We start from the raw sequence: 24,317 nt of genomic DNA on the forward strand, positions 1-24,317 counted from the left end.
ATTTATTTTTCTCACAGTTATTGATGTATTTATTGATAACAACGGTTCAACCCCATTCCTGTTATTTAGATTATCAATGCAAGTTATAAATATTTTGTAAAAAAACAAATATAAAATTAACATAAACCCATAAAAAAACCGAAACTGTGAAGTTTCGGTTTGGTATTAAAAAATGTTTTTAGATTTTTTATGGATTCGGAAATTTTGCTCTAATTTTATCCAATGATAAATTGTGTATGCTTCCCACATGAGAGTGTTTTTTACCTAAATCAGGTGTGTAGCTACCGGCTTGCACTTGCCCTCCAATTTGTTGGTAGGCTTCTCTAAACGACATGCCTTCTATGACCAGATTGTTAATGCTATCTACCGTAAAGAGATACTGGTATTTTTCATCATTCAAATCAATATCTTTGACAATGACTTGCTGTATGGCGTAATTGAAGATGTCCAAAATATCTTTGACATCCTCAAAAGCATTGATGATGTTTTCTTTTAGCAGCTGAAAATCTCTATGGTATCCTGTGGGTAGGTTGTTAGTGATGAGTAACATTTCGGTATGCAAAGCCTGTATTTTGTTGCACTTCCCACGAATCAATTCAAAGACATCGGGATTTTTTTTGTGAGGCATGATGCTGCTTCCCGTGGTCAATTCGTCTGGAAAGCTAATAAAACCAAAATTCTGACTCATGTACAAACAAACATCCATCGAAAAACGGGCTAGCGTATTGCACAATCCCCCTAAGGCCGCAGCAATGGATCGTTCGCTTTTTCCTCTACTCAATTGTGCTGCTACTACATTGTACTTTAAAGTAGAAAAGTGAAGTTCTTTGGTGGTCAATTCTCGGTCGATAGGGAAGGAGCTTCCATAACCTGCCGCTGAGCCCAAAGGATTTTGATCAACCACTTTTGCTACTGCATTGAGCATGTGTACATCGTCAATCAACAGTTCTGCGTAGGCAGAAAACCACAAGCCAAAAGAGGAAGGCATGGCAACCTGCAAATGCGTATAGCCTGAGTAACAAAGCTTCTTTGTGTGTTTCTGCTAAATTTAAAAGGGTATCAAATACCAGGGCTACCTTTGTGTTGACAACGGCTAAATTCTCTTTATAATACAGTTGAAGCGCTACCAAAACCTGATCGTTTCTAGAACGTGCAGTGTGGATTTTCTTACCTACTTCTCCTAATTTATTGGTCAATTCCCATTCTATTTTTGAGTGTACGTCTTCAAATGATTCCTCAATGATAAATTTTTTATTTTCAATGTCACTAGCAAGTTCGCCTAGACCTCTTTTCAAGTCTGTCAATTCTGCAGCAGTAATGATGCCAATTGATTCCAGCATGATGGCATGTGCCAAAGACGCTTGTACATCATATTTAGCGATGTGCATGTCAATTTCTCGGTCGTTCCCTACGGTGAACAGTTCTATTTGTTTGTCTATTGTAAATCCTTTGTCCCAAAGTTTCATATTGTACTGTTTAATTGTATGATTAATAATTGACCGCTGATAAATATTTACTACTTATTGATTCTCCAGAATACACTTGTTTAACAATTTGATATAGAGCTCTATTCCTTCCTCAATTTCTGAAAGATAAATAAATTCATTGGCAGAATGTGAGCGGGTACTATCTCCAGGACCCAGTTTGAGCGATTGGCAGCTCAGTACCGCTTGATCAGACAATGTAGGCGAGCCATAGGTGCTTCTTCCAATTGCGAGTCCTGCTTTTACCAAATCGTGTTCTGGAGAAATAGCGGAAGAGTTAAGACGCAAACTCCTTGGAGTGATTTTTGTACAAGGCGATTTTTCTTGTAATATCTGTGCAATTTCTTCATTGCTGTAGGCATCATTCACCCGAACATCAATCACCAAATCGACATGAGCGGGGACTACATTGTGTTGACTTCCAGCTTTGATTTGGGTAACGGTCATTTTAACATCTCCCAAAGCTTGGGATGTTTTCTCAAATTGAAATTCTTGAAACCATTTCAATACCTCAATCGTATTGTAAATGGCATTGTCGGTATTCGGATGTGCTGCATGACTGGGAGTGCCTTCAACAACGGCATCAAATACCACCAAGCCTTTTTCTGCAATGGTAAGGTTCATTAAAGTGGGTTCGCCAACTATGGCGACATCAATCGGAGGGATGATGGGTAACATACTGTTCAGTCCATTGGCTCCACTACTTTCTTCTTCTGCAGATGCCACAATCACCAAATTGTATTTCAAGTCCTTGAAAGTATAAAAATAAGTGAAGGTAGCAATCAAAGACACCAAGCATCCTCCAGCGTCATTGCTACCCAAACCGTACAATTTTCCATCTTCAACAATTGCCTTAAAAGGATCGTTGGTGTAGGCTGAATTTGGTTTTACGGTATCGTGGTGCGAGTTGAGTAGGAGCGTTGGTTTGTTTTTATCAAAATGTTGATTGGTAGTCCAAACATTATTTTTAGTTCGTTGAAAAGGAATGTGATGGCTTGTAAACCACTGCTCGATGAGTTGTGCTGTTTGCTCTTCTTCGGATGAAAAAGATTGAGTTTCGATTAATTCTTTTAAAAGAGAAATGGCTTTTTGTGTAAGATCGTTAATTTTCATAGCTATAATGAGATTGTGGTATAGGTATCGTTTTCTTGACTAAGCATGGATGTGTTTCCCAAGTATACTCGGGTGACTCCCTGTTGTAAGGCATCAAAGCAATTCTCCAATTTGGGAAGCATTCCATCAGAAATACTTCCTTCTTCGATGAGTTGTTTGTAGATGGGCGCATTGATGTGTTTGATGACAGAATCTTTGTCGTTAAAATCTTTCAATACTCCATTCAATTCAAAACAGTAATAAAGTGAGGTTTCGTACAGTGCACTCATTCCAACCGCTAGCTGACTGGCAATGGTGTCTGCATTGGTATTCAATAATTGTCCGTTTCCATCGTGGGTAATTGCACAAAATACAGGAGTGAAATTGGCTGCGATCAATTGGTCGATGGCAGTGTGATTTACTTTTTTGACATCTCCCACATACCCAAAATCAATATCCTTGACAGGTCTTTTATCTGATTGAATACTATTCAGGTCTGCACCTGTCAACCCAATTGCATGGATCTGATTGGCTTGTAATTTTGCCACCATATTTTTATTGACCAAACCTGCATAGACCATGGTAATGACTTCCAGAGTTTCTTTGTCGGTAATTCTTCTTCCCGCTACCATTTTGGATACAATTCCGAGCTTGGAGGCTATATGAGTTGCACGTTTTCCGCCCCCATGTACCAAAATTTTCTTTCCTTCAATTTTCGAAAATAAATTCAAAAACTCCACCAAAGAAGTTTCGTCTTCGATAATATTCCCTCCAATTTTAACAATAGCTAATTTTTCCATTTTAAGAACCATTTATGTTGTTTGACAATCCATTCCTTCCAGTATTTTCTTTAAAACCAATTGAGCTGCAAATGTTCGGTTATTTGCTTGTGCGATCACCAAGGAATGATTGCTGTCTAAAACGGCATCTTCTACGACTACATTCCTTCGCACAGGCAAACAATGCATGAATTTTGCGACTCCAATAGTGTCTTTTCTAATCATCCAGTCTGAAGCTATTTCGATCACTTTTCCATACTCCTCATAAGAGCTCCAGTTTTTTGCATAGATGAAATCGGCATTTTTAAAGGCCTCTTCTTGATTGTGAAATATTGGAGTGTTTTTGGTGATTTCAGGATTCAAATCATAGCCTTCAGGATTTGCAATTACAAATTCCACATCCATTTTTTGCATGGTATGTATAAAACTATTTCCTACTGCATGAGGTAATGCTTTGATATGTGGTGCCCAGCTCAATACTACTTTTGGTCTCTGCTGTGTGCTGTTTTCTGCTATGGTAATTGCATCGGTCAATCCTTGTAAAGGATGCGCTGTAGCACTTTCCATATTCACTATAGGCACAGTGGCATATTTTAAAAAGGACGTCAAAACGTGTTCGCTTTCATCTTTTTCTTTGTCTGTCAAAGTTGGAAATGCACGAACCGCAATAATATCACAATACTGAGAAACGACTGCTGCTGCTTCTTTGATGTGTTCTGCGGTGGTTCCATTCATAATGGCTTCTTCTCCAAATTCAATGCCCCATGCATCGCCAGAAACATTCATTACAATGGGGTTCATTCCTAAATTCAATGCTGCCTTTTGGGTGCTCAATCGCGTTCGCAAACTGGCATTGAAAAACAACAACCCGAGGGTTTTATTTTTTCCTAATTCAAGATTTTGTAAAGGATTTTTTTAAGTGCAATCGCCTCTTCAATCCAGGTATGGAGGTTGTCAATATCGTCTATATGGGTAAATTTTTTCATGATAATTCACTGATTAATGCATCAAAAAACTGATCCAGATGTTCTTTTTTGATTGTGAGTGGCGGAAGGATTCTTAGTACATTTGGATTCTTTGCACTTCCAGTAAAGATGTGGTGATTGTAAATGAGTTTTTTTCGAAGTTCTGCTACTGGAAAATCAAATTCCAAGCCCAACATCAATCCTCGGCCTTTAACGGTTTTTAATTTTGGAACAGTTAAGGATTTCTTTAAGAAATGCGTTGAAACCTCTAAGGCATTTTGCATCAATCGTTCCTCTTCAAGTACATTTAAAACGGTCAACGAGGCTATACATGCCAAGTGATTTCCTCCAAAAGTTGTTCCCAATAGTCCATAGGATGCTTTGATGCTTGGGTGAATTAAAATTCCTCCAATTGGAAAACCATTTCCCATTCCTTTGGCAATTGGAATAATGTCTGGAGTTACGTTGAATTTTTGAAAGGCGAAAAAGTCACCGGTTCTTCCAAATCCCGACTGAACTTCATCTGCAATAAAACAAGCCTTGTATTTTTTGCAAAGCCAATCAATTCCTTCGTAAAATTCTGCGGTACTTTCGTCCAAACCACCCACACCTTGAATAAATTCGATAATCACAGCACAGACGTCATTTTTTGCGAGGGCCTTTTCTAAGCCAACCAAATCTCCCAATTCTAAGATTTCAACTTCTTGTTGGGCATTGAGCGGAGCAATTATTTTTGAATTGTCTGTAGCAGCTACCGCTGCCGAAGTTCTTCCGTGAAAACCGTTTTTAAATGCAATTACTTTCTTTTTATTGGTGTGGAAAGAAGCTAATTTCAATGCATTTTCGTTGGCTTCTGCTCCCGAATTGCATAAAAATAGTTCGTAGTCTGTACAGCCCGAAAGTGCTTGTAATTTGCTTGCCAATTCAACTTGAAGGGGGTTTTGTATCGAGTTGCTATAGAAACCCATTTTGGCAACCTGATCACTAATGTTTTTGACATATTGAGGATGAGAATGCCCAATTGAAATTACGGCATGACCCCCATACAAATCTAAATATTGTGTGTCGTTTTCATCATACACAAAAACATCTTCTGCCCTTACAGGAGTAATGTCGAACAAAGGATATACATTGAATAAACTCATATCTGATCTTTTTTGATGCTGTGAATTTTATTGAAAGAGGCAACCATTCCTTGGATCAAAGAAGAGCTTAGCCCTTTGTGTTCCATTTCGTTCAACCCTTCTATAGTACAGCCTTGTGGTGTGGTTACTCTGTCAATTTCTTCTTCGGGATGATTCCCGTTTTTGATTAATAAATTGGCTGCGCCTTCACTGGTAAACATTGCCAATTCTTGTGCTTCTTTGGCATCAAATCCTAGCTGGATGGCTGCTTGGGTAGTTGCGCGAATCAATCGCATCCAAAAGGCAATACCACTGGCACAGACTACTGTAGCAGCTTGCATTTGCGTTTCAGGAATGCTCAACGAATGCCCTAATCTGTTGAAAATGGCTTCAGCGATTCCAATTCGTTTTTCTCCTTGGAGGTTTGAACACAAACAGGTCATCGATTTTCCGACAGCAATAGCCGTATTGGGCATTGCTCTAATAATAACCGTATCGATTCCTACAAGGGCTTCTATTTTTGAAATTGAAAAACCGGTAATGGTCGAAATTAAGACATGTTTTTCGGTTAATATTGGTTTTATTTGCTGTAGAATCTGTTCAAAATGGGCAGGTTGCACTGCAAATATAATGATGTCTGATTTAGCGACTGCTTCTTCGTTATCTATTGTTAGGTACACATTTTTGTAACCATCAAATTCAGCAATGGAGTCTATATTCCTTTTGGTTAAATAGAGGGAAGTAATCGCATTGTTGGTAATTAGCCCTTTTGCAATGGATTTTCCTAAATTTCCAGTTCCTATGATTGCTATTTTCATAATTTTTATTTTTTACAATTGAAATTAGTTAAAAGTAGGTTGCTTTTAATTGCAACCCTTCGGTCTCTTCAAACCCGTACATTAAATTCATATTCTGAACGGCTTGCCCAGATGCACCTTTTAATAAATTGTCAATGCTACTTGTGATTAATAATTTGTTATCGTGTTTCATCAAATGAATCAAACACTTATTGGTATTGACGACTTGTTTTAAATGCACTTCTTCATCGGAAACAACAGTAAAAGCGGCCTCCTTATAGAAGTTTTTATAGCTTTTTTTTGCATCTTCAATCGTTCCGTTATAGTGTGTGTAGACAGTAGCAAAAATTCCTCTTGAAAAATTCCCGCGATTGGGAACAAAATTGATTTCACTGTCAAAATCGGATTGTAGTTGATTTACTGTTTGATAAATTTCACCCAAATGTTGATGGGTAAAGGCTTTGTAATGAGAAAAGTTATTGTCTCTCCACGTGAAATGAGTGGTGTTGGATAGGGAAGTCCCTGCACCAGTAGCTCCTGTCACGGCATTGATATGAATGTCATTACTCAGTAATTTATTGGCAGCCAAAGGTAAAATTGCCAATTGCAATGCCGTTGCAAAACAGCCTGGATTAGCAATGTAATTTGCTTTTTGAATCGCTTCTCTTTGGGTTTCTGGCAACCCGTAAACAAATTCTTTTCCTTCAAAATTTTTGTCAGCAACCAATCTGAAGTCATTACTCAAATCGATGATTTTTGTTTTCTTAGAAAAGGTGTTATTTGCCAAAAAAGAGGTCGAGTTCCCGTGACCTAAACACAAAAATAAAAGATCCACTTCTGAATTGATTTCTGAGGTAAAACTGATTTCGGTATCTCCAATTAAATCTTGATGAACTTTATAGATTTTATTGCCTGCATTGGATGTGCTATAGATAAAGTTGATATTTGTTTTGGGATGTTGTAAAAGCAATCGAATCAACTCACCCGCAGTATAGCCTGCGCCTCCAATAATTCCTATTTCTAATTTTTTCATGTGATTTCAAATTTTAAATTTTAGACCTATCAAGTTTATCCAACTCGATGCATCTTCAATTATGTGTTTACTTGTTGATATATTTTATTCTGATTTCCAATAATTTTGATAAATCCTTTGGCTTCATCAGCAGTCCAACCTTTGTTTTCTTCGCCGTAACTTCCGAATTTAGAGTCCATCAAATCGTGTTTAGAAACAATTCCGTCCAGAGAAAAATGATACGGTTTTAAAGTTACGATGACATCTCCGGAGACTTTGTCTTGTGAGCTTTCAAAAAAGGCTTCCATATCTCTCATCACTGGATCTAAGTACTGACCTTCATGCAAATGCATTCCATAGAAACTTGCCAAATATTCTTTGTGTTGCAACTGCCATTTTGTAAGGGTATGCTTTTCTAATAAATGATGTGCTTTCAAGGTAATCATTGCTGCAGCAGCTTCAAAACCGACTCTACCTTTCATTCCTACAATGGTATCCCCAACATGAATATCTCTTCCAATTGCATATTTTGATGCAATCGTATTTAACTTTTCAATGTTGTTTTCTGGGCTGTCAATTACATAATTGAGTCCAGTTAGTTCTCCTTTCGTAAAGGTCAATTTTATCTTTTCTTCTCCATCTGCTTTCAATTGAGAGGGATAGGCAGTTTCTGGCAATGAATTTTCGGAAGTCAGTGTTTCCGAACCTCCGACACTAGTTCCCCACAATCCTTTGTTTACAGAGTATTTGGCTTTTTCCCAAGAAAGATCAATTCCGTTTTCTTTTAAATAAGCAATTTCTTCTTGTCGGCTTAAGCTTCCATCTCGAATGGGAGTGATGATTTTAATATGAGGTGCCAAGGTCTGAAAAATCATATCAAATCGTACTTGGTCATTTCCTGCTCCAGTACTTCCATGCGCAATATATTCGGCATCGATACTTTTTGCATACTCGATAATTTCGATGGCCTGAATAATTCGTTCAGCACTAACAGAAAGGGGGTAGGTGTTATTTTTCAATACATTTCCAAAGATTAAATATTTGACTACTTTTTTATAAAAAGTAGCAACAGCATCAATGTTTTTATAGGTTGAAACTCCCATTTGATAAGCATTTTTTTCAATGCTCTCTATTTCTTTAGCTGAAAATCCTCCTGTATTTACGCTTACTGCATGTACATCATATCCTTCTTTGCTAAGACTTACTGCGCAATATGAGGTATCGAGTCCTCCACTGTAGGCGATTACTAATTTACCTTTGCTATTGTTTTTCATTGTTGTTTTTTTTTAGAAATAGGTGTTGTTTTATGTTTTTCAATCGTTTAAAAACGGTCTCTTTGACTTCCTTTTTGGGTTCGGATTTTTTGGTTTTTGGGTCGTACAACATACCAGTGCACAAACACATTTTTTGTTCAGTGCGGGTTAATACATCGTAGTTTTTACAGGTTTGACAACCTTTCCAAAAAGATTGATCGTCGGTAAGTTCTGAGAAGGTTACTGGCTTATAGCCTAAGTCGCTATTGAGTTTCATTACTGCTAATCCTGTAGTAATACTGAATACTTTTGCATCTGGGAACTTGGTTCTCGAATGATTAAAAACAACTTGTTTGATTTGTTTTGCCAACCCGATATTTCTGTAATTCGGATGTACTATTAATCCTGAATTGGCAACGAATTTTCCGTGCCCCCAAGCTTCTATGTAGCAAAAACCTGCAAATTGATCCTCATCTAAAGCGATCACTGCATTGCCATTTTCCATTTTGGAAATGATGTATTCTGGTTTTCGCTTAGCAATTCCAGTTCCTCTTACTTTCGAAGCCTCTTCGATGGTATTGCAGATAATTTCTGCATAGATACTATGTGATTTGTTTGCAATTACAATTTGCATTGAATTGAGATTTTTATATTTAAAAGATTTGATATATTGTTTTGAAGAGCAGAATTGGACGCACCTAATTCTATAATTTAGTAGCACCCATAGGGCGACGCGTAAAAATACGGGGTAACCTATTCATCGTATTAGGAAGAATAACTCGATTTGGATGGTTGGAAAGAATAGGTAAAGTTGACATGATAAAAAAATAATAATAGAATAAATCGTAGGTTGCTATCTTGAAGAATTAGCGCATGGGTTTGCGACAGCGCAAACTGGGATTTATTGATTGTATTTTGTATATACTTGTTATCATGGTCCCAAATATATATATAATTGACTATTGAGAACCTTTTATCGATGGTTTTTTTTAAACTTTTATGATTTTAGCATTTTATTCAATCTAAAATTTAATTTAATTTATTTTTTATAAAGTGAAAATGTGAATTGTTAAAATTAGTTAGGATATCAATAGAGGTTAATGGCTCGTTGGATTGGGGATTTATCGAAAACAATGACACTTCATCCTGAAAATACAACAGTTGAGTATACTTTGTTATAAGTGGTTTTGTAAAATTCGCATCTTTGAGTCATCAAAATGAAAGAAATGAAACTTATACTTACCATTGTAGTTGGTGTAATACTTTTTGTATCTAACCAGTTGTTTGCTCAACAACAAATTATTGTACATATAAAAAAAATCCCTTCAGACAAAGGAGTTGTAAGGGTAGGTCTGTATAATAAGGCCAATTTTAGACTGCAATCTTTACAAAGCGCGGTTGGAAAAATTACAGATGGGCGTTCAGCTGTTGTTTTTAAAAATGTGAATCCAGGGGAATATGCTGTGTTATGCTACTAGGATGCAAATGAGAATCAAAAAATGGATTTTCTGCCCAATGGGATGCCTCTTGAAAATTATGGTGCGTCAAATAATTCAATGTCTTACGGTCCACCTCGCTATGAAAATGCTAAATTTACAGTTGCTGATAAAAATATTGTTTTAGAAGTTCGATTATAGAATTTATAAATATTCATGACCTCAAAGATAATTTCAAACAAATGAACAACCAAGAAGCATTTACCATCAATAGCTTAAAAAAAGGATTCTTTTTATGTTTAAAAATAACCCTCATATTTGGAGTGTTTTTTGCTGTCATATTTGGGCAGAGAACAGTAGAAGGCTTTTTATGGTCATTGTTAATTTCTGCAATGTATTCCTATGGATTGGGTTTTGGAAATGGTTTTATCAATACTTATTTATCTCAAAAATGGAGTTGGATTACCCAAACCAATCAGCGTGTTTGGGCAGGAGTGATTGCCACGATTCTGTATACAATCCCTGTTGTGCTGGGGATTGATTATGTCGTATTTATTGTTCTAAATGGAGTGGATCCTTCTGATTTTTTCAAAGGACAGTTTTTTTGGGCACATTTGTTTTACATTATTCTTTCTTTGGGTGTTTCTGCATTTTTACATGCCAGAGGTTTTATGATCAAATGGAAAGCTGCAATGATGCAAGAATCAACCAAACAAGAGATTGTAGCAAAAACAGAAACCGCAAAATTTGAATCTTTAAAAAATCAATTGGATCCTCACTTCTTATTCAATAGTTTGAATGTATTGACTAGTTTGATTGGTGAAAATTCAGAGAAAGCAGAAAAATTTACTACTAAACTATCAAAAATATATCGATATGTTTTGGAACAACGAACAAAAGAACTAGTGCCTTTGGAAGAGGAATTGACTTTCGCAAAAGCCTATATGGAATTGTTGAAGATGCGTTTTGAGGGGGCTATACAATTTGTGATTCCAGAAACGATAAACAATAGTGAGTTCAAAATCGTGCCTCTTTCTTTACAGTTGCTTTTAGAGAATGCGGTAAAACACAATATAGTTTCAGCTACTCAGCCCTTAAAAATTAGCATTTTCGAGAAAGAGGGGTATGTGCATATTCAAAACAATAGCAATCCAAAAGAAGTCATTGTAAAAAGCACACAAGTTGGTTTGGGAAATATAGCAGATCGATATGGCTTGCTGAGTCGCAAAAACGTTTTAATTGAAAATAATCACAAAACATTTACAGTGAGTTTACCATTGTTAAAAAAACCAGAATATCTTATGAAAGAAACTAATTTTGAAAACAGTAGCTATGTAAAAGCTGTAGAAAAGGTCAGACGCTTAAAAGAATTTTATCAAAATTTAGTGACCTATTGTCTGGTCATCCCTTTTTTGATTTTTATAAACTTATGGATCTCTCCAGGATTTCAATGGTTTTGGTTTCCTGCTTTTGGTTGGGGAATTGGATTGTTTTTTCATTTTTTAGACGTAAACAATTATAACTTATTATTAGGCAGTGACTGGGAAGAGAAAAAGATTCAAGAAATCATGCAAGAACAAAAAAATAGAAAAGAAATAAGATGAAAAATCACTATTTAGAAGAACGACAGTATTTGAAAGCGAAAAAGAGAGTAAAAGAAATCAAAGGATTTTATATACACTTGATTGTTTATGTTTTAGTGAATGTCTTTATTAGTGGGCTCATCATTTTTGGATTTATGCGGGGAGGATCTCTAAGCCTTACTGATGCCATTTTAAATTTTGGAGTCTATTCTACTTGGTTGTTCTGGGGAATTGGGGTCTTCGTTCATGGGTTGGGTGTTTTTGGTTTTATTTCTCTTATTGGAAAAGACTGGGAAGACCGAAAAATTAAAGAGTTGATGGAGAAAGAGGAACGGAGAAAGTAGATTGTTCCTAAAGAATTAAAGTTGAAATAAATAAACATTAAAGAGATGCTGAATACTATCATACATAGTAATATGGGATTATTTCATACCCTATTTGCTATTTTGGCAATGGTTTTTGGAGCGCTTGTGGTACAGAAAAAGAAAGGGACTACAACTCATAAAAGAATGGGATCTATATATGTTGTTTGCATGCTATTATTGAATATCACTTCTTTTTGGATTGTAAATTTTGGAGGATTTAGTCTCTTTCATGGACTGGCAATTATTAGTTTGCTCACCGTTTTATTGGCAATAATTCCAACCTTGCTAAGAGTGAAAAAATGGATGTATTTTCATTTTTATTATATGAATTGGTCTGTTGTTGGGTTGTATTGTGCGTTCTGGGCAGAAATTGGAACCCGTTTTGCCAAAAATAGTTTGCAATTTTGGGCAGCTGTATGTGTAGCAATGTTACTTACTTCCATTTTTGGAGCGATCCTCATCAATAAAAAAGCAAAACAATTAAAATTAAAGTAGAATGAATGTATTGATTATAGAAGACGAAAAACCAGCAGCAAGAAGATTGAAAAGAATGCTCTCAGCTATTGGTATTGATGCGCATACAATGCTTCATTCAGTTGAAGAATCCATTCAGTGGTTTTTAGAAAATGAGCATCCAGATTTGATTTTCTTGGACATTCAATTATCCGACGGATTGTCTTTTGAAATTTTTGAAGAGGTTGAAATACAATCTGCGATTATTTTTACCACAGCTTATGATGAATATGCCTTAAAAGCCTTTAAATTGAACAGCATCGATTATGTATTAAAACCTATTGATGAAGAAGAATTGCAAGTAGCAGTAGAAAAATTTAGAACTCAGCAAAAAAGAGTAGCAGCTCTTGGGCTTAGTATAGAGGATATTCGGAAATTATTTGCAAACCCAGTAGATCAAAAATTTAAAAAACGTCTTACGGTTAGAGTAGGGCAGCACATTAAAATAATTCCAATTGGTGAGGTAGAATGCTTTTTCAGTGAAAACAAATCTACCTATATTTTCACCAAAGAAAAGAGAAGTTACTTGTTGGATAACTCATTAGAGCACTGGCAAAAACAGATAGACCCTATTCGTTTTTTTAGAGTGAATAGAACTTTTATCGTTCAAATGGATGCCATCAAAGATATTATTGCCTTTTCGAATAGCAGGTTGAAATTGATTTTAAACAGTTATCACGATTCAGAGATTATTGTAAGTAGAGAACGTGTTAAAGAGTTTAAAAACTGGATAGGTTGACCCTTATTTTTGTGGAATTCTATTTTTTTTCACCTTCTTCTGATTCTTCCTTGTGGAACTCTCGATCTCAATGAGTTTCTTTGACAATTGATTCCTTTAAAATAAATTCAAAAAAAAATATAATTTTAATTACTTTAAGAGTTTTTTATTAAATTAGTGTTCAAATTGTTAAAGATTAAAGAGCTTTGAGGACACTATTTCTATAATAATTCTATCCCAACTTACATGCCTCATTAGAGTCTTTACAAGCGAGTTTTATCGTGTTTAACATTTTGTGAGTGCTTACTAAATCTATTGATTTGAATAGTTTTGCAACTATTTATAGGTGCTTTGTGTAAATTGTAATTGGGATCGCATACCAGATGTTCTGCATCTAAGTCAATCTCATTGACTATTTCTAAAAAGTTACCTTTTCAATACATTTTTTGAGTCCTCCAATGCAATCTTCAATAACTGTGAGTTTTGGGATTGTTTTTTTTGAATCTGTATATCAACAGAGTCTGAGACTCATTAAATCTATAGTATGTTAAAACGATTGTTGTTTTTCTCATTATTAGTCGTCTTGGCGATCACATTGTATTTCAATCCGAATTTTAAAACAATTCTAGCAGGGGTAGCGATTCTACTTTTTGGAATGATTATGTTGGAGGAAGGTTTTAAGGTTTTTACCAAAGGGCCTCTTCAAAAAATCTTAAAAAACGCTACCAACAAATTGTATAAAAGTATTGCTGCAGGTGCGCTTGTAACCGCATTTATACAGTCCAGTTCTTTGGTGTCTGTGATTACCATTTCATTTATTAGTGCAGGATTGATTACTCTTTCAGGTGGTTTAGGACTCATTTTTGGTGCAAATATTGGAACCACTGCTACCGCTTGGTTGGTTGCTGGTTTTGGGTTGAAAATTAAAATTTCCTCTTTGGCGATGCCTGTATTAATTTTTGGGTTGATTTTTTCTTTTCAGAAGAAGAAATCTTTCAAAGGAATTGGAAATGTATTGGCAGGATTGGGGTTCTTCTTTTTAGGAATTTTTTATATGAAAGAGGGTTTCGATGTTTTCAAAGATCATATCGACTTAACTCAATTTGCGGTAACGGGCTTTTTGGGTGCCGTTATCTATACAGGTTTGGGAATTATGATTACTACCATCTTGCAATCCAGTAGTGCTACTTTGGCGCTGATTTTGACTGCTTTGGCTGCCCAACAAATTGAATATGAGAATGCATTAGCTCTGGCGATTGGTGCAAATGTAGGAACCACTATCACTGCAATTTTAGGTTCGCTGGGTTCCAATGTCGCTGGTAAAAGATTAGCTGGAGGACATTTTGTTTTTAATATTCTTACAGGAGTCGTTGCCTTACTTTTTATTTTTCCATTAGCGAGATTGGTAAATAATATTGCAGATATATTTCATATTTCAGAAACGGATTTTACCTTAAAGTTAGCCATCTTTCATACTATCTTTAATCTGTTAGGAGTGCTGTTGATGATCCCGTTTTTAGGGAAGTTAGAAAAATTATTGATCAGTGTTTTTAAAGAAAAAGCAGATAAAGAAATTGATGAACCGAAGTATCTAAACGAATCTGTATTGGAGTTCCCTAGTTCAGCCATCACTGCTTTGTTCAATGAATCTAAATATTTATACCAAAACGCAATTTTTAAAATTGTGGCTCATGGACTCAATATACATCGAAATGATATCAAATCGGATGAGAAGATTAAAAAAATCATTCACAAATCTACTGAAGACATGCATGTCAATATAGAAGAACTTTACTATCACAAGGTAAAAACCATTTATGGTGAAATCTTAAAATATGCAACAATCATTCAAAACGACTTGAAGCTTAATAAAAAACAGAACAAAACAGTAACAGATATTAAAACTGCCAATCGCAAAATGGTAGAAATTATTAAAGATGTTCGAGAATTGAATAAAAATGTCACTTTTTCTTTAACAATAGGAAATCCACATTTATTAAAAGAATACGATGGATTTAGAAAGAAAGTGACTAAAGTACTACGTGTAATTTATCTCTTTAGAACGGAAGAAGATTCTTCTGAATTTGCCTTAAAATTGGCTGCATTAAAATCAGAAGCGAAAGAGCACATTCGCATCAGTAACCAATCGATTGATGCTCTTATTCGAAAGGATTTAATTTCTGCCGAAATGGCTTCCTCTCTTTTCAATGATTATTCCAATGTAAATGATATGATCAAAAAATTAATTTCTGTGGCTGAACTACTTTATGGAGAAAATGACAATCTTTTTGAAACCCATGAGCAACTTCAAGTGAATCAATAAAACTTTCGATTTCGTTGTTTTTTTTGTTAACATAAAGTTAATGATTAGCTAACGGTAATTTAATATCAACTTAACTAAATTTGTGTGTACTGGCAATAATAACCCCCCCATTTTTAATTAATAATATTGAATTACAAATCATCTACAATGCTTTAGGTGTTGTAGGCTAATATTCATGAATTATGGAACACATTTATTTGTACATTTTAATTGCCATTACAATTTTAGCCGTTGTAGATATTATCGTTGGTGTTAGTAATGATGCTGTAAACTTTTTAAATTCCGCTATTGGATCAAAGGTCATTTCGTTAAAAACGATTATGATTGTAGCCAGTTTAGGAATCTTTATTGGAGCGGTCTTTTCTAGCGGAATGATGGAAGTTGCTCGAAAAGGAATTTTTGTACCTAGTCAATTTATGTTTGATGATATCATGCTTATTTTTATGGCGGTGATGATTACAGACATACTGCTGTTAGATTTTTTCAATACCTTGGGGCTACCCACTTCCACGACAGTTTCAATTGTTTTTAATCTTTTGGGAGCTGCCGTTATGATGTCGTTGATAAAAATATCACAATCAGAAGTACTCACCCTAGCTGATTTAGGGAATTTTATCAATACAAAAAAAGCGATGGAAATCATTTTCGGAATTTTACTATCCGTTGTCATTGCTTTTTCTGTTGGTGCTCTGGTGCAATGGTTTTCACGAGTTGTTTTCACTTTTCACAATGAGAAAAAAATCAAAAATTTTGGAGCTTTGTTTGGAGGTGTTGCTTTAACAGCAATTACCTACTTTATTTTTTTGAAAGGCTTAAAAGGGACACCCTATGCTGGAGAATTAAAGGGATTTATGGTAGGGAATGAATTGTATATATTATTGGGAAGTTTTGTGTTCTGGACTTTTTTTGCTTATCTTTTTGAAATAATCACTAACAAAACCGTGCTTCTTTTTGTAATTTTAGTAGGTACTTTTGGATTGGCATTAGCGTTTTCTGGAAATGATTTGGTCAATTTTATTGGAGTTCCAATGGCAGCCTATCATTCATACGAGGCATGGGTGGTATCGGGTGTTGATGCTTCTTTATTTTCGATGGAAGTATTGGATAAGAAAGTTCCTGCAGAGCCATTTTTATTATTCCTTTCGGGTGGAATTATGGTATTGACCCTTTGGTTTTCTAAGAAAGCTAAAACAGTAGCTGAAACAGAAATAGGTTTGTCACGTCAAGGGGAAACACATGAAAAATTTCAACCCAACCGAATTTCTCGAGGACTTGTCAGAGGAATTACCCAATTATCAGATTATTTCAGTCCTCTAGTGCCTAAAGCCATTCAGTCTCGAATTAACAATAGTTTTAAGAAACCAGAATTGATTCTTACAAAAGATCAAAGTCTTCAAGCTCCTGCATTTGATATGATCCGTGCTTCTGTAAATTTGATGGTTGCAGGAATCTTAATTGCCATTGCTACTTCAATGAAACTCCCTTTATCGACCACCTATGTAACTTTTATGGTGGCTATGGGTACTTCACTTGCTGACAGAGCTTGGGGAAGAGATAGTGCTGTATATCGTGTTGCGGGTGTTTTGAATGTCATTGGAGGTTGGTTTGGAACTGCAATTGGTGCTTTCTTTGCTTCTGGAGTTGTAGTGTTGCTGATTTCTTGGAACCCCAAAATTGTCATCCCAATCCTATTGATTATTACAGCTGTTTTGTTGTATCGAAATTATGCTTCTCATAAAATAAAATCAAATAAAGTTGTTCATGAGGATCGCTTACTCAACTCGGAGAGTAGGTCAGTTCAAGGGGTGATTCAAGAAAGTGCTAAAAATATTGCTAAAGTAATTAAGCGAACCAATCAGATTTATGAAAATTCTATTTTGGGTCTTGCAAAACAAGATATTTACTTACTTCAAAAAGGGAAGGGGCAAGTCGTTAAACTTTCAGAAGAAGTAGATGATTTGAGAGATAATATTTTCTTTTTTATTAAAAATTTAGAAGAATCTAGTGTTGAAGCGAGTGGTTTTTATATCAATATTTTGGGATATTTACAGGATATTTCACAGTCTTTAGAATACATTTCAAAAGTTATTTACAAGCATGTAAACAACAATCATAAAAAACTTAAGACTTCTCAAAATCATGAATTGGAAGAAATATACACCAAGCTCAACCATTTGTTTATTGATACACAAAAAGCTTTCAAGTCGGGTTCTTTTGAAGAGATTGGAGTGATTATTAGTGAGAAAAGGGAAGTCTATGATTTGGTGAAGACTAAAATAAAAGCACAAGTAAAAAGAACACGTACAGAGGAGTCAAGTCCCAAAAACACCACCTTATATTTCAGCATTTTGTTGGAAACTAAAGATTTGATGAATGCCATTATGAATTTGTTAGAAGAATACCATAGTTCACATGATAGTTCTATAGAACCTGCTACCATTCCGAGTATAGAGCCTCCAAAAGAAGACGAAACAATGGTTCCTTAAATCGGATTCGAGTATTGAACCAATCAAAACCCCTATTCTAAGATTCATTTTTAGAAAGGGGTTTTATAGATATGCCAATCCTCATAATTTTGAATTTTCTTCACAAAAATTGGGTCCATATGAATTTAAGTTTTTGCCTTTTTTAACGTGAATTTTATTAAATCCAGTGGATCCTATCATTCCGATATTTTCATAAGTTTTTTTCTTTTTCAGGTTAAGATGAAATGAGTGAACTATCCCTATGGCTCAGCTTCGAGAATAGTTTCATCGAGAAATTTCTTTATTGATACCTCTTTCAATAGTGATACTACTATTATTTTTTATCAGAGATTTTTTCTTTCTTTAAAAAATACCCATATAAATTTAGAATTACAACGAGGGTCCAAAAAAGTCTATAGACCCAAATATTTGATTCAAATGTAAATAGTTTATCTACAACTGAATTATCATAAAAACTATGGAGTATAATTATTATTGCTAAGAATATTATTATAAGTTTTTGTGCTTTATCTTTCATGTTATTTTTTAATATTCATCAATTTTCTTTTGTTTAAATTGGTTTTTGTTGAAATTTGAATTTATGTGCATCCTGCATATAACTAAATTTGTATTAATTCTTTATAGGAAGAATTATTTAATTAAAATCAATGCAAGCTAATAAATAAAAATTAAAAAACAAAAAAATAAACGCACAATTATATAATGATGCGTTTCGTATAAATTATAAGAAAGTGCGTTGGAAATAAAACTTTATAGGAATTCTTTCAATTGAGAGAAATGGTCTATCACTGTATCGGCATTTTCAAGAGTTTGCCCTTCCGAAAGTACATTTGCGTAGCCAATAACAAAGATCCCAGCGTCATTGGCAGCTTTAATGCCATTGTCCGAATCTTCAATAACGACACATTGTTCTTTGGGAGTGTTTCCTAAAAGAGCTGCTTTTTCAAAAATTTCTGGGTGGGGTTTGGAAGCTTTCAAATCGGCACCACTAATTTTTGCACTAAAGTAGGAGTGAAGCTTAAAACGATCAAATACTCGATCAATATTTTCCATTGCTGATGAAGAAGCAAGCACTAAGGTGATTCCTTTGGCATGTAAATAGCGTATTAGTGCTTCTACTTCGGTAACTAAATGAAGATGAGGGTCATTTTCAAAATAACCTGTATAGCGTCTTCTTTTGTCCAATACCAGTTCTTCGAGGTCGGCATCCAAGTTAAAATGGGTACTCAGTCTCTGAAAGGCATTGATGGTAGAAGAGCCTGTTAGTGTTTTATAAAGTTCATCAGAAACATCCAAGCCTAAAGATACAAAGGTTTCATAATAGGCTTTTTTGTGAATTTCTTCGGAATCGATAATGACGCCATCCATATCAAAAATGACGCATCGGATATTTTTTGGGATGTTTTTCATGGATTTTTTTGTTCGTGAATTTTGGGTAAAGCCGTTTCTAAAAATCTTGCATTCAGTTCAGGTGTGGGGCGCATGCATTGCTGTTTTTTACCAAACCATCGGTACCTATTTTTGGCAATACAATCATAGAGATGATTTCGAACAACTTCTGGGAGAATCCAAAAAATTTGAGTCAATTTCCAGAATCCGCCAAGATCGTTCATGATTTGCAAAACGGCATTCGCTTTAATTTCATAGGAAATACCCGGTGTATATAGAATTAGACTGTCTAATTTTACAGCATCAATCTTCAAGGAGTTGCGTATTTGTTGTCCAGCTTCCGACTGAAGGGGACAGAAGACAAACCGATTTTTTAGATCGTGTTGGATCACTTTTAAAACAGCAGTGTTGCATAGATTGCAGACTCCATCAAATAGAATAATTTTTTTATCTGGAGGGTACACAATCATACACTTGTTTTCTTTTTTTTGTTTTGCACAAAAGTACTTCATCTTTTTTAGATACGTTGTGTAACATTTTTAATTTTTAAACGTCTTATATTTGTTGACTGTTTTGAACAGATTTGAAACAGGACAACGAATACCATTCAGTACTTTTACCAAAAATTAAGCAGCAGATGATTAAAATTGAAAAGCTTCACAAATCCTATCCTATTGGAAAGGATTCTTTACATGTTTTAAAAGGAATTGATTTACATATTAAAGAAGGGGAGTTCGTTTCTATCATGGGGTCTTCTGGGTCTGGAAAATCTACGTTATTAAATATCGTTGGCCTGCTTGATATTCATGATGAAGGAAATTATTATTTGAATGGAGATCTTATCAAAAATCTAAACGAGAAGAAAGCAGCCATCCTTAGAAATAAGTTTTTAGGTTTTGTATTTCAATCGTTCAATCTTATTTCCTACAAAACGGCCCTCGAAAACGTTTCATTGCCATTGTATTATAAAGGAATGAATCGAAAAGAGCGTTTAAAAGTTGCGATGGATTATCTTGATCGGGTGGGCTTAAAAGATTGGGCAAATCATTTGCCAAGTGAACTTTCAGGAGGTCAGAAACAACGGGTTGCAATAGCGAGAGCATTGGTTACAAAACCCAAAGTAGTTTTGGCTGATGAACCGACTGGAGCCTTGGATTCGACTACTTCAGACTCGGTGATGGATTTACTAAAAGAGATCAACAATGATGGAATGACTGTTTTTGTGATTACCCACGAGGAAGAAATTGCCGCTCAAACTGAGCGAATAGTTCGTTTGAAGGACGGTGTAATTATCAGTGATGAATTAACAAAAGCGGCTAAAGCAGTATAATATGTTTGATATCGATCGTTGGAGAGAAATATTTCAAAGCATCAATAAAAACCGATTGCGTTCTGTAATGTCTGGTTTTACTGTTGCTTTTGCTATTTTATTATTCACGTTATTATTGGGTGTTGCCAGCGGATTGGGAAACTTTTTTAAAGGTGCTTTTGCAGATGATGCTCAGAATATGATGTTTGTTCGAGTATGGAAAACAACAAAACCATATAAAGGATTACAAACAGGTAGAAGCATTCAGCTTAAAAATACCGATTACAATTACGTTACCGAAGAATATGCAGACAAGATTCAGTATCAATCTGCACGAATTTATAAGAATTTTTCTATCAAATATAAAAATGAAGCCAATACGTATAGTGTAAGGGCCGTGCATCCAGATCATCAGTTTTTAGAAAAAACGATTATGGAGGAAGGTCGGTATTTGAATGATCGAGATTTACGCCAAAAGTCCAAAGTAATTGTTTTAGGAAGACTGATAAAAAAAGATTTATTTGGGGAATTACCTGCCTTGGGAAAACGTGTCAACGTAAATGGGAGTTCCTTTTTAATCATTGGAATTTTTTCTGATGAGGGAGGTGACAATGAAGAACGATTAGCCTATTTGCCAGTAACTACAGCTCAAATGATGTATGGAAACAATGACTATATCAGTCAGATTAATTTAGGTTATAACCCTAATTTAAGTACAGATGCAGCCATTGCTTTTGGAAAAAAAGTTGAACGCGATATGCGTAAAAAACTAAATATTCATCCAGATGATCAAAGTGCCTTGTCGGTACGGAATATGGCTGAAGCCAATAAGTTTGTAGGAGTCATCATGTTGGCATTGTACATCATCATTGCTTTTATTGGCTCTGGGACATTGATTGCAGGCATTATCGGTATAAGCAATATCATGATTTTTGTAATCAAAGAACGTACGAAAGAATTTGGAATCCGAAAGGCTTTAGGTGCAACACCTTGGTTCAATTGTAGGAATGGTTGTTCAAGAATCGGTATTGATTACAACTATTGCAGGCTATGCAGGTTTGTCTTTAGGAACCTATCTACTGAGCTTTATTGGAGATAGTTTGGAAGAAAATTATTTTATTAAAGATCCTAGTGTAAGCTCTGGGGTTGTCATAGGTGCCACTATTATTTTAATTCTTTCAGGATTAATTGCAGGGTATGTACCCGCGAAAAGAGCTGCAAAAATTAAACCTATTGAAGCATTAAGAGCAGATTAATTATGAGATTTTTATTTGATTCAGATACTTGGCAAGAAATTTACGGAAGCATCCGTAAAAATAAAGTACGAACTGGGATCACCATTATTGGGGTTTTGTGGGGCATCTTCTTGTTGGTAGTTTTGTTAGGAGCAGCGAGAGGTTTAGAGAATAATTTTAAGAATGCTTTTGGGAATTTTGCCACAAACAGTGTATTTATTTGGACACAGTCTACAGACACTCCTTTTAAAGGGTTTCAAAAAGGGAGACAGTTCAGTTTAAAAACGAAGGATATTGATGTATTGAAGTCTGAATATGAGAATGAAATTAAATTATTGGCTCCCAGAAATCAAACAAATAACTTAATTGTCAGAGCATTTAAATCGGGTAATTTTCAAGTGAGTGGGGATTTTCCAGTTCTAGACCAAATTCAAAAGAAGAGTATCATCTTTGGACGTTTTTTGAATACCAATGATATTTTATCAACGGCCAAGGTTACGGTGATTTCTGAAGAAATGTACAAGCAATTGTTTGATAAAGGAGAAAAACCAATTGGAGAGTATATTAAAATCAACAGCATTAATTATAAGGTGGTAGGGGTTTACGGACCTTCTAACGGAATCGACCTAGACGGTGAAACGGCATACATTCCTTTTTCTACCTTTAAAAAAGTATACAACACCGCCAATAATATTGCCTGGATGGTGGTTACTGCCAACGAAGGGATTGATATTGAACAAATGGAAAGTGACATCATTTTAACCTTAAAGAGTTTGCACAAAGTACATCCTGAAGATGAACGCGCTTTTGGTTCTTTCAACTTGGGGACAAGGATTGCAAAAATGACAGGATTTTTAACAGGAATGCAATTTTTAACCTGGTTTGTAGGAATTGCTACACTCATTGCAGGAGTATTTGCCATTGGAAATATCTTGTTGATTACTGTAAAAGAACGCACCAAGGAAATTGGAATTCGAAGAGCCTTAGGAGCAACACCAAAAAGCATTCGACAACAAATTATATTAGAATCGGTATTTTTGACAACAGTTGCAGGAATGCTGGGAATAATTTTCGGAGCCTCAGTGTTAATGATCATTGATTCTTTATTCGGCCAAGGAGATGAGGCTACATTGATCAATCCAACGGTAAACATTCCCATTATTTTAGCAGCATTTACAACATTAATTATTTTAGGAACCTGTATCGGTTTGATTCCAGCCCACATGGCAACAATTGTCAAACCCATAGAAGCATTAAGAGAAGAATAAATCAATCAAAAAATCATGAGTAAAAGAGCAAAAATCATTTTAGGTAGTATCGTCATTTGTTTTATCGCCGCATTAGTTTGGTTCGGTGTGAAAAACAAAAAGAATATCATTTTGTATGAAACTGAAAAACCTTTCAAAACTACCATTGTCAAGAAAACGGTGGCAACAGGAAAGGTGACTCCTTTGGAAGAAATTGAAATCAAACCACAAATCACTGGGATTATTGATAAAATTTTATTGTTAGAAGGTGCCAAGGTGAAGAAAGGAGATTTGATTGCTACAGTACGAGTGGTACCTAACGAACAATCTTTGTTAAGCGCTAGTGGTAGAGTAGACAATGCAAAGTTGAGACTCAACAATGCGGAGATTACCTATAGAAGAAATAAACAATTATTTGACAAAGGGGTAATCGCTCAGTCAGCCTTTGAGTCGGTTGAATTGACCTATGATCAAGCCAAACAAGATTTGAAAAATGCAGAAAATGATTATCAAATTATTAAGAAAGGGTCATCCGGTTCTGGAGCTGCAGCAAACACAAATATCCTTGCTCAAATGTCGGGAACCTTATTGGAAATTCCTGTTAAGGAAGGAGATCAGGTGATTCAGTCCAACAATTTTAATGCAGGAACTACCATCGCATCGATTGCCGATATGAGTAAAATGATTTTTGAAGGAAAAGTTGACGAATCTGAAGTGGGTAAATTAATCAATGGAACTGAGATTGAGGTTTCTATTGGGGCCATTGAAGGTGTTAAATTTCCTGCGAAATTAAACTTTATTGCTCCTAAAGGGACTGAAGAAGGAGGAGCCGTTCAATTCAAAATTAAAGCAGATGTAACATTGGATGAAGAATATTTTATTCGTGCTGGATATAGTGCCAATGCCGATATCGTTTTAGAAAAAAAGACAGTGTTGTATCGATCAAAGAAGCTTTGTTAAAGTTTGATAGAAAAACTGAAGAGCCCTATGTAGAAGTAAAAATGGAAGATGGAAGCTTTGAAAAAAGAACCTTAAAACTGGGAACTTCAGATGGAGTTAATGTCGAAATTTTAGAGGGAGTTACTTTGGAAGAAGAAATCAAAATCTGGAACAAAGTTAAGAAAGACGAGAAAGAAGAAGATGAAGAATAGTCTTTCAACATTAAAATAATCAAAAAAAGGAACTCCATTTGGGTTCCTTTTTTTTG

At 35.1% G+C, this 24,317-nt stretch carries 17 protein-coding genes and 5 pseudogenes; 11 read left to right on the plus strand and 11 right to left on the minus strand.

Translation table 11 applies throughout. The features are described from left to right. Window positions 1-187 precede the first annotated feature (187 nt). The 9 genes and pseudogenes from argH to RRF69_RS10500 all read right to left on the minus strand — a co-directional run bounded on the left by argH (window position 188) and on the right by RRF69_RS10500 (window position 9,140). Window positions 188-1,466 (minus strand): annotated as a pseudogene (gene argH, locus RRF69_RS10460) (argininosuccinate lyase). A gap of 54 nt (window positions 1,467-1,520) precedes the next feature. Beyond that, the gene (locus RRF69_RS10465) at window positions 1,521-2,597 is read right to left on the minus strand and encodes a M20 family metallo-hydrolase (protein ID WP_316939733.1); all 1,077 of its coding nucleotides are present in this window, start codon (window positions 2,595-2,597) and stop codon (window positions 1,521-1,523) included. A 2-nt stretch (window positions 2,598-2,599) separates the two neighbouring features. Beyond that, the gene (argB, locus tag RRF69_RS10470) at window positions 2,600-3,376 is read right to left on the minus strand and encodes an acetylglutamate kinase (protein WP_316939734.1); all 777 of its coding nucleotides are present in this window, start codon (window positions 3,374-3,376) and stop codon (window positions 2,600-2,602) included. 12 nt (window positions 3,377-3,388) lie between these two features. Further along, window positions 3,389-4,341 (minus strand): annotated as a pseudogene (locus RRF69_RS10475) (acetylornithine carbamoyltransferase). Next, window positions 4,338-5,465: an aspartate aminotransferase family protein gene (locus tag RRF69_RS10480; RefSeq protein WP_316939735.1), complete on the minus strand. Its 1,128-nt coding sequence runs from the start codon at window positions 5,463-5,465 to the stop codon at window positions 4,338-4,340. The pseudogene RRF69_RS10475 and the gene RRF69_RS10480 overlap by 4 nt, the downstream one beginning before the upstream one ends. Further along, on the minus strand, window positions 5,462-6,262 hold the full coding sequence (proC, locus tag RRF69_RS10485; protein ID WP_316939736.1) for a pyrroline-5-carboxylate reductase: 801 nt from the start codon (window positions 6,260-6,262) through the stop codon (window positions 5,462-5,464). The genes RRF69_RS10480 and proC overlap by 4 nt, the downstream gene beginning before the upstream one ends. Window positions 6,263-6,290: 28 nt before the next feature. Continuing rightward, window positions 6,291-7,274 carry an N-acetyl-gamma-glutamyl-phosphate reductase gene (gene argC, locus RRF69_RS10490; RefSeq protein WP_316939737.1) on the minus strand — a complete coding sequence of 328 codons (984 nt, stop codon included), beginning with the start codon at window positions 7,272-7,274 and terminating at the stop codon, window positions 6,291-6,293. 59 nt (window positions 7,275-7,333) lie between these two features. Beyond that, complete coding sequence (locus RRF69_RS10495; protein ID WP_316939738.1) at window positions 7,334-8,527, minus strand: argininosuccinate synthase; 1,194 nt, start codon at window positions 8,525-8,527, stop codon at window positions 7,334-7,336. Next, on the minus strand, window positions 8,514-9,140 hold the full coding sequence (locus tag RRF69_RS10500) for a GNAT family N-acetyltransferase (RefSeq protein ID WP_316939739.1): 627 nt from the start codon (window positions 9,138-9,140) through the stop codon (window positions 8,514-8,516). Before RRF69_RS10500 ends, RRF69_RS10495 begins: the two co-directional genes overlap by 14 nt. A 592-nt stretch (window positions 9,141-9,732) precedes the next feature. Between RRF69_RS10500 and RRF69_RS10505 the strand changes: the two are divergent. The 7 genes and pseudogenes from RRF69_RS10505 (at window position 9,733) to RRF69_RS10535 (ending at window position 17,930) form a co-directional block, all read left to right on the plus strand. Continuing rightward, a pseudogene (locus tag RRF69_RS10505) lies at window positions 9,733-10,143 on the plus strand (DUF2141 domain-containing protein). Window positions 10,144-10,184: 41 nt separating this feature from the next. Further along, window positions 10,185-11,546: a 2TM domain-containing protein gene (locus RRF69_RS10510; protein ID WP_316939740.1), complete on the plus strand. Its 1,362-nt coding sequence runs from the start codon at window positions 10,185-10,187 to the stop codon at window positions 11,544-11,546. Then, entirely contained in the window at window positions 11,543-11,869 is a 327-nt protein-coding gene (locus tag RRF69_RS10515) for a 2TM domain-containing protein (RefSeq protein WP_316939741.1), read from the plus strand. Before RRF69_RS10510 ends, RRF69_RS10515 begins: the two co-directional genes overlap by 4 nt. Window positions 11,870-11,914: 45 nt before the next feature. Further along, window positions 11,915-12,385 (plus strand): DUF2306 domain-containing protein, encoded by a 471-nt coding sequence (locus RRF69_RS10520; RefSeq protein WP_316939742.1) that lies wholly within the window; start codon window positions 11,915-11,917, stop codon window positions 12,383-12,385. Between the two features lies 1 nt (window position 12,386). Next, window positions 12,387-13,142 (plus strand): LytTR family DNA-binding domain-containing protein, encoded by a 756-nt coding sequence (locus RRF69_RS10525; RefSeq protein WP_316939743.1) that lies wholly within the window; start codon window positions 12,387-12,389, stop codon window positions 13,140-13,142. A 523-nt stretch (window positions 13,143-13,665) separates the two neighbouring features. After that, complete coding sequence (locus RRF69_RS10530; protein WP_316939744.1) at window positions 13,666-15,444, plus strand: Na/Pi symporter; 1,779 nt, start codon at window positions 13,666-13,668, stop codon at window positions 15,442-15,444. A gap of 182 nt (window positions 15,445-15,626) precedes the next feature. Next, entirely contained in the window at window positions 15,627-17,930 is a 2,304-nt protein-coding gene (locus RRF69_RS10535; protein WP_316939745.1) for an inorganic phosphate transporter, read from the plus strand. A 750-nt stretch (window positions 17,931-18,680) separates the two neighbouring features. On the opposite strand, the gene RRF69_RS10540 is transcribed toward RRF69_RS10535, so the two are convergent. Together RRF69_RS10540 and RRF69_RS10545 are read right to left on the minus strand one after the other, a co-directional pair. Next, the gene (locus RRF69_RS10540) at window positions 18,681-19,340 is read right to left on the minus strand and encodes an HAD family phosphatase (protein ID WP_316939746.1); all 660 of its coding nucleotides are present in this window, start codon (window positions 19,338-19,340) and stop codon (window positions 18,681-18,683) included. Continuing rightward, window positions 19,337-19,831, minus strand: a complete 495-nt coding sequence (locus RRF69_RS10545) for a thiol-disulfide oxidoreductase DCC family protein (RefSeq protein WP_316939747.1) — start codon at window positions 19,829-19,831, stop codon at window positions 19,337-19,339. The genes RRF69_RS10540 and RRF69_RS10545 overlap by 4 nt, the downstream gene beginning before the upstream one ends. A gap of 125 nt (window positions 19,832-19,956) precedes the next feature. On the opposite strand from RRF69_RS10545, the gene RRF69_RS10550 reads away from it, so the two are divergent. The 4 genes and pseudogenes from RRF69_RS10550 (at window position 19,957) to RRF69_RS10565 (ending at window position 24,261) form a co-directional block, all read left to right on the plus strand. After that, complete coding sequence (locus RRF69_RS10550; RefSeq protein WP_316939748.1) at window positions 19,957-20,649, plus strand: ABC transporter ATP-binding protein; 693 nt, start codon at window positions 19,957-19,959, stop codon at window positions 20,647-20,649. A gap of 1 nt (window position 20,650) precedes the next feature. Continuing rightward, window positions 20,651-21,884: pseudogene (locus RRF69_RS10555) on the plus strand (ABC transporter permease). Window positions 21,885-21,886: 2 nt separating this feature from the next. Next, the gene (locus RRF69_RS10560; protein ID WP_316939749.1) at window positions 21,887-23,131 is read left to right on the plus strand and encodes an ABC transporter permease; all 1,245 of its coding nucleotides are present in this window, start codon (window positions 21,887-21,889) and stop codon (window positions 23,129-23,131) included. A gap of 15 nt (window positions 23,132-23,146) precedes the next feature. Then, window positions 23,147-24,261 (plus strand): annotated as a pseudogene (locus RRF69_RS10565) (efflux RND transporter periplasmic adaptor subunit). Window positions 24,262-24,317 lie beyond the last annotated feature (56 nt).

The organism is Polaribacter sp. HL-MS24 (genome assembly GCF_032758595.1).
Classification (GTDB): Bacteria; Bacteroidota; Bacteroidia; order Flavobacteriales; family Flavobacteriaceae; genus Polaribacter.

Bases quoted from the DNA above. Each gene is read 5' to 3' on its own strand.
- RRF69_RS10495 (WP_316939738.1), bottom strand. From the start codon at position 8,527: ATGAAAAACAATAGCAAAGGTAAATTAGTAATCGCCTACAGTGGAGGA.
- RRF69_RS10465 (WP_316939733.1), bottom strand. From the start codon at position 2,597: ATGAAAATTAACGATCTTACACAAAAAGCCATTTCTCTTTTAAAAGAA.
- RRF69_RS10545 (WP_316939747.1), bottom strand. From the start codon at position 19,831: ATGAAGTACTTTTGTGCAAAACAAAAAAAAGAAAACAAGTGTATGATT.
- RRF69_RS10515 (WP_316939741.1), top strand. From the start codon at position 11,543: ATGAAAAATCACTATTTAGAAGAACGACAGTATTTGAAAGCGAAAAAG.
- RRF69_RS10530 (WP_316939744.1), top strand. From the start codon at position 13,666: ATGTTAAAACGATTGTTGTTTTTCTCATTATTAGTCGTCTTGGCGATC.
- RRF69_RS10500 (WP_316939739.1), bottom strand. From the start codon at position 9,140: ATGCAAATTGTAATTGCAAACAAATCACATAGTATCTATGCAGAAATT.
- RRF69_RS10520 (WP_316939742.1), top strand. From the start codon at position 11,915: ATGCTGAATACTATCATACATAGTAATATGGGATTATTTCATACCCTA.
- RRF69_RS10550 (WP_316939748.1), top strand. From the start codon at position 19,957: ATGATTAAAATTGAAAAGCTTCACAAATCCTATCCTATTGGAAAGGAT.
- RRF69_RS10480 (WP_316939735.1), bottom strand. From the start codon at position 5,465: ATGAGTTTATTCAATGTATATCCTTTGTTCGACATTACTCCTGTAAGG.
- RRF69_RS10560 (WP_316939749.1), top strand. From the start codon at position 21,887: ATGAGATTTTTATTTGATTCAGATACTTGGCAAGAAATTTACGGAAGC.
- argB (WP_316939734.1), bottom strand. From the start codon at position 3,376: ATGGAAAAATTAGCTATTGTTAAAATTGGAGGGAATATTATCGAAGAC.
- RRF69_RS10510 (WP_316939740.1), top strand. From the start codon at position 10,185: ATGAACAACCAAGAAGCATTTACCATCAATAGCTTAAAAAAAGGATTC.
- argC (WP_316939737.1), bottom strand. From the start codon at position 7,274: ATGAAAAAATTAGAAATAGGAATTATTGGAGGCGCAGGCTATACTGCG.
- RRF69_RS10535 (WP_316939745.1), top strand. From the start codon at position 15,627: ATGGAACACATTTATTTGTACATTTTAATTGCCATTACAATTTTAGCC.
- RRF69_RS10525 (WP_316939743.1), top strand. From the start codon at position 12,387: ATGAATGTATTGATTATAGAAGACGAAAAACCAGCAGCAAGAAGATTG.
- RRF69_RS10540 (WP_316939746.1), bottom strand. From the start codon at position 19,340: ATGAAAAACATCCCAAAAAATATCCGATGCGTCATTTTTGATATGGAT.
- proC (WP_316939736.1), bottom strand. From the start codon at position 6,262: ATGAAAATAGCAATCATAGGAACTGGAAATTTAGGAAAATCCATTGCA.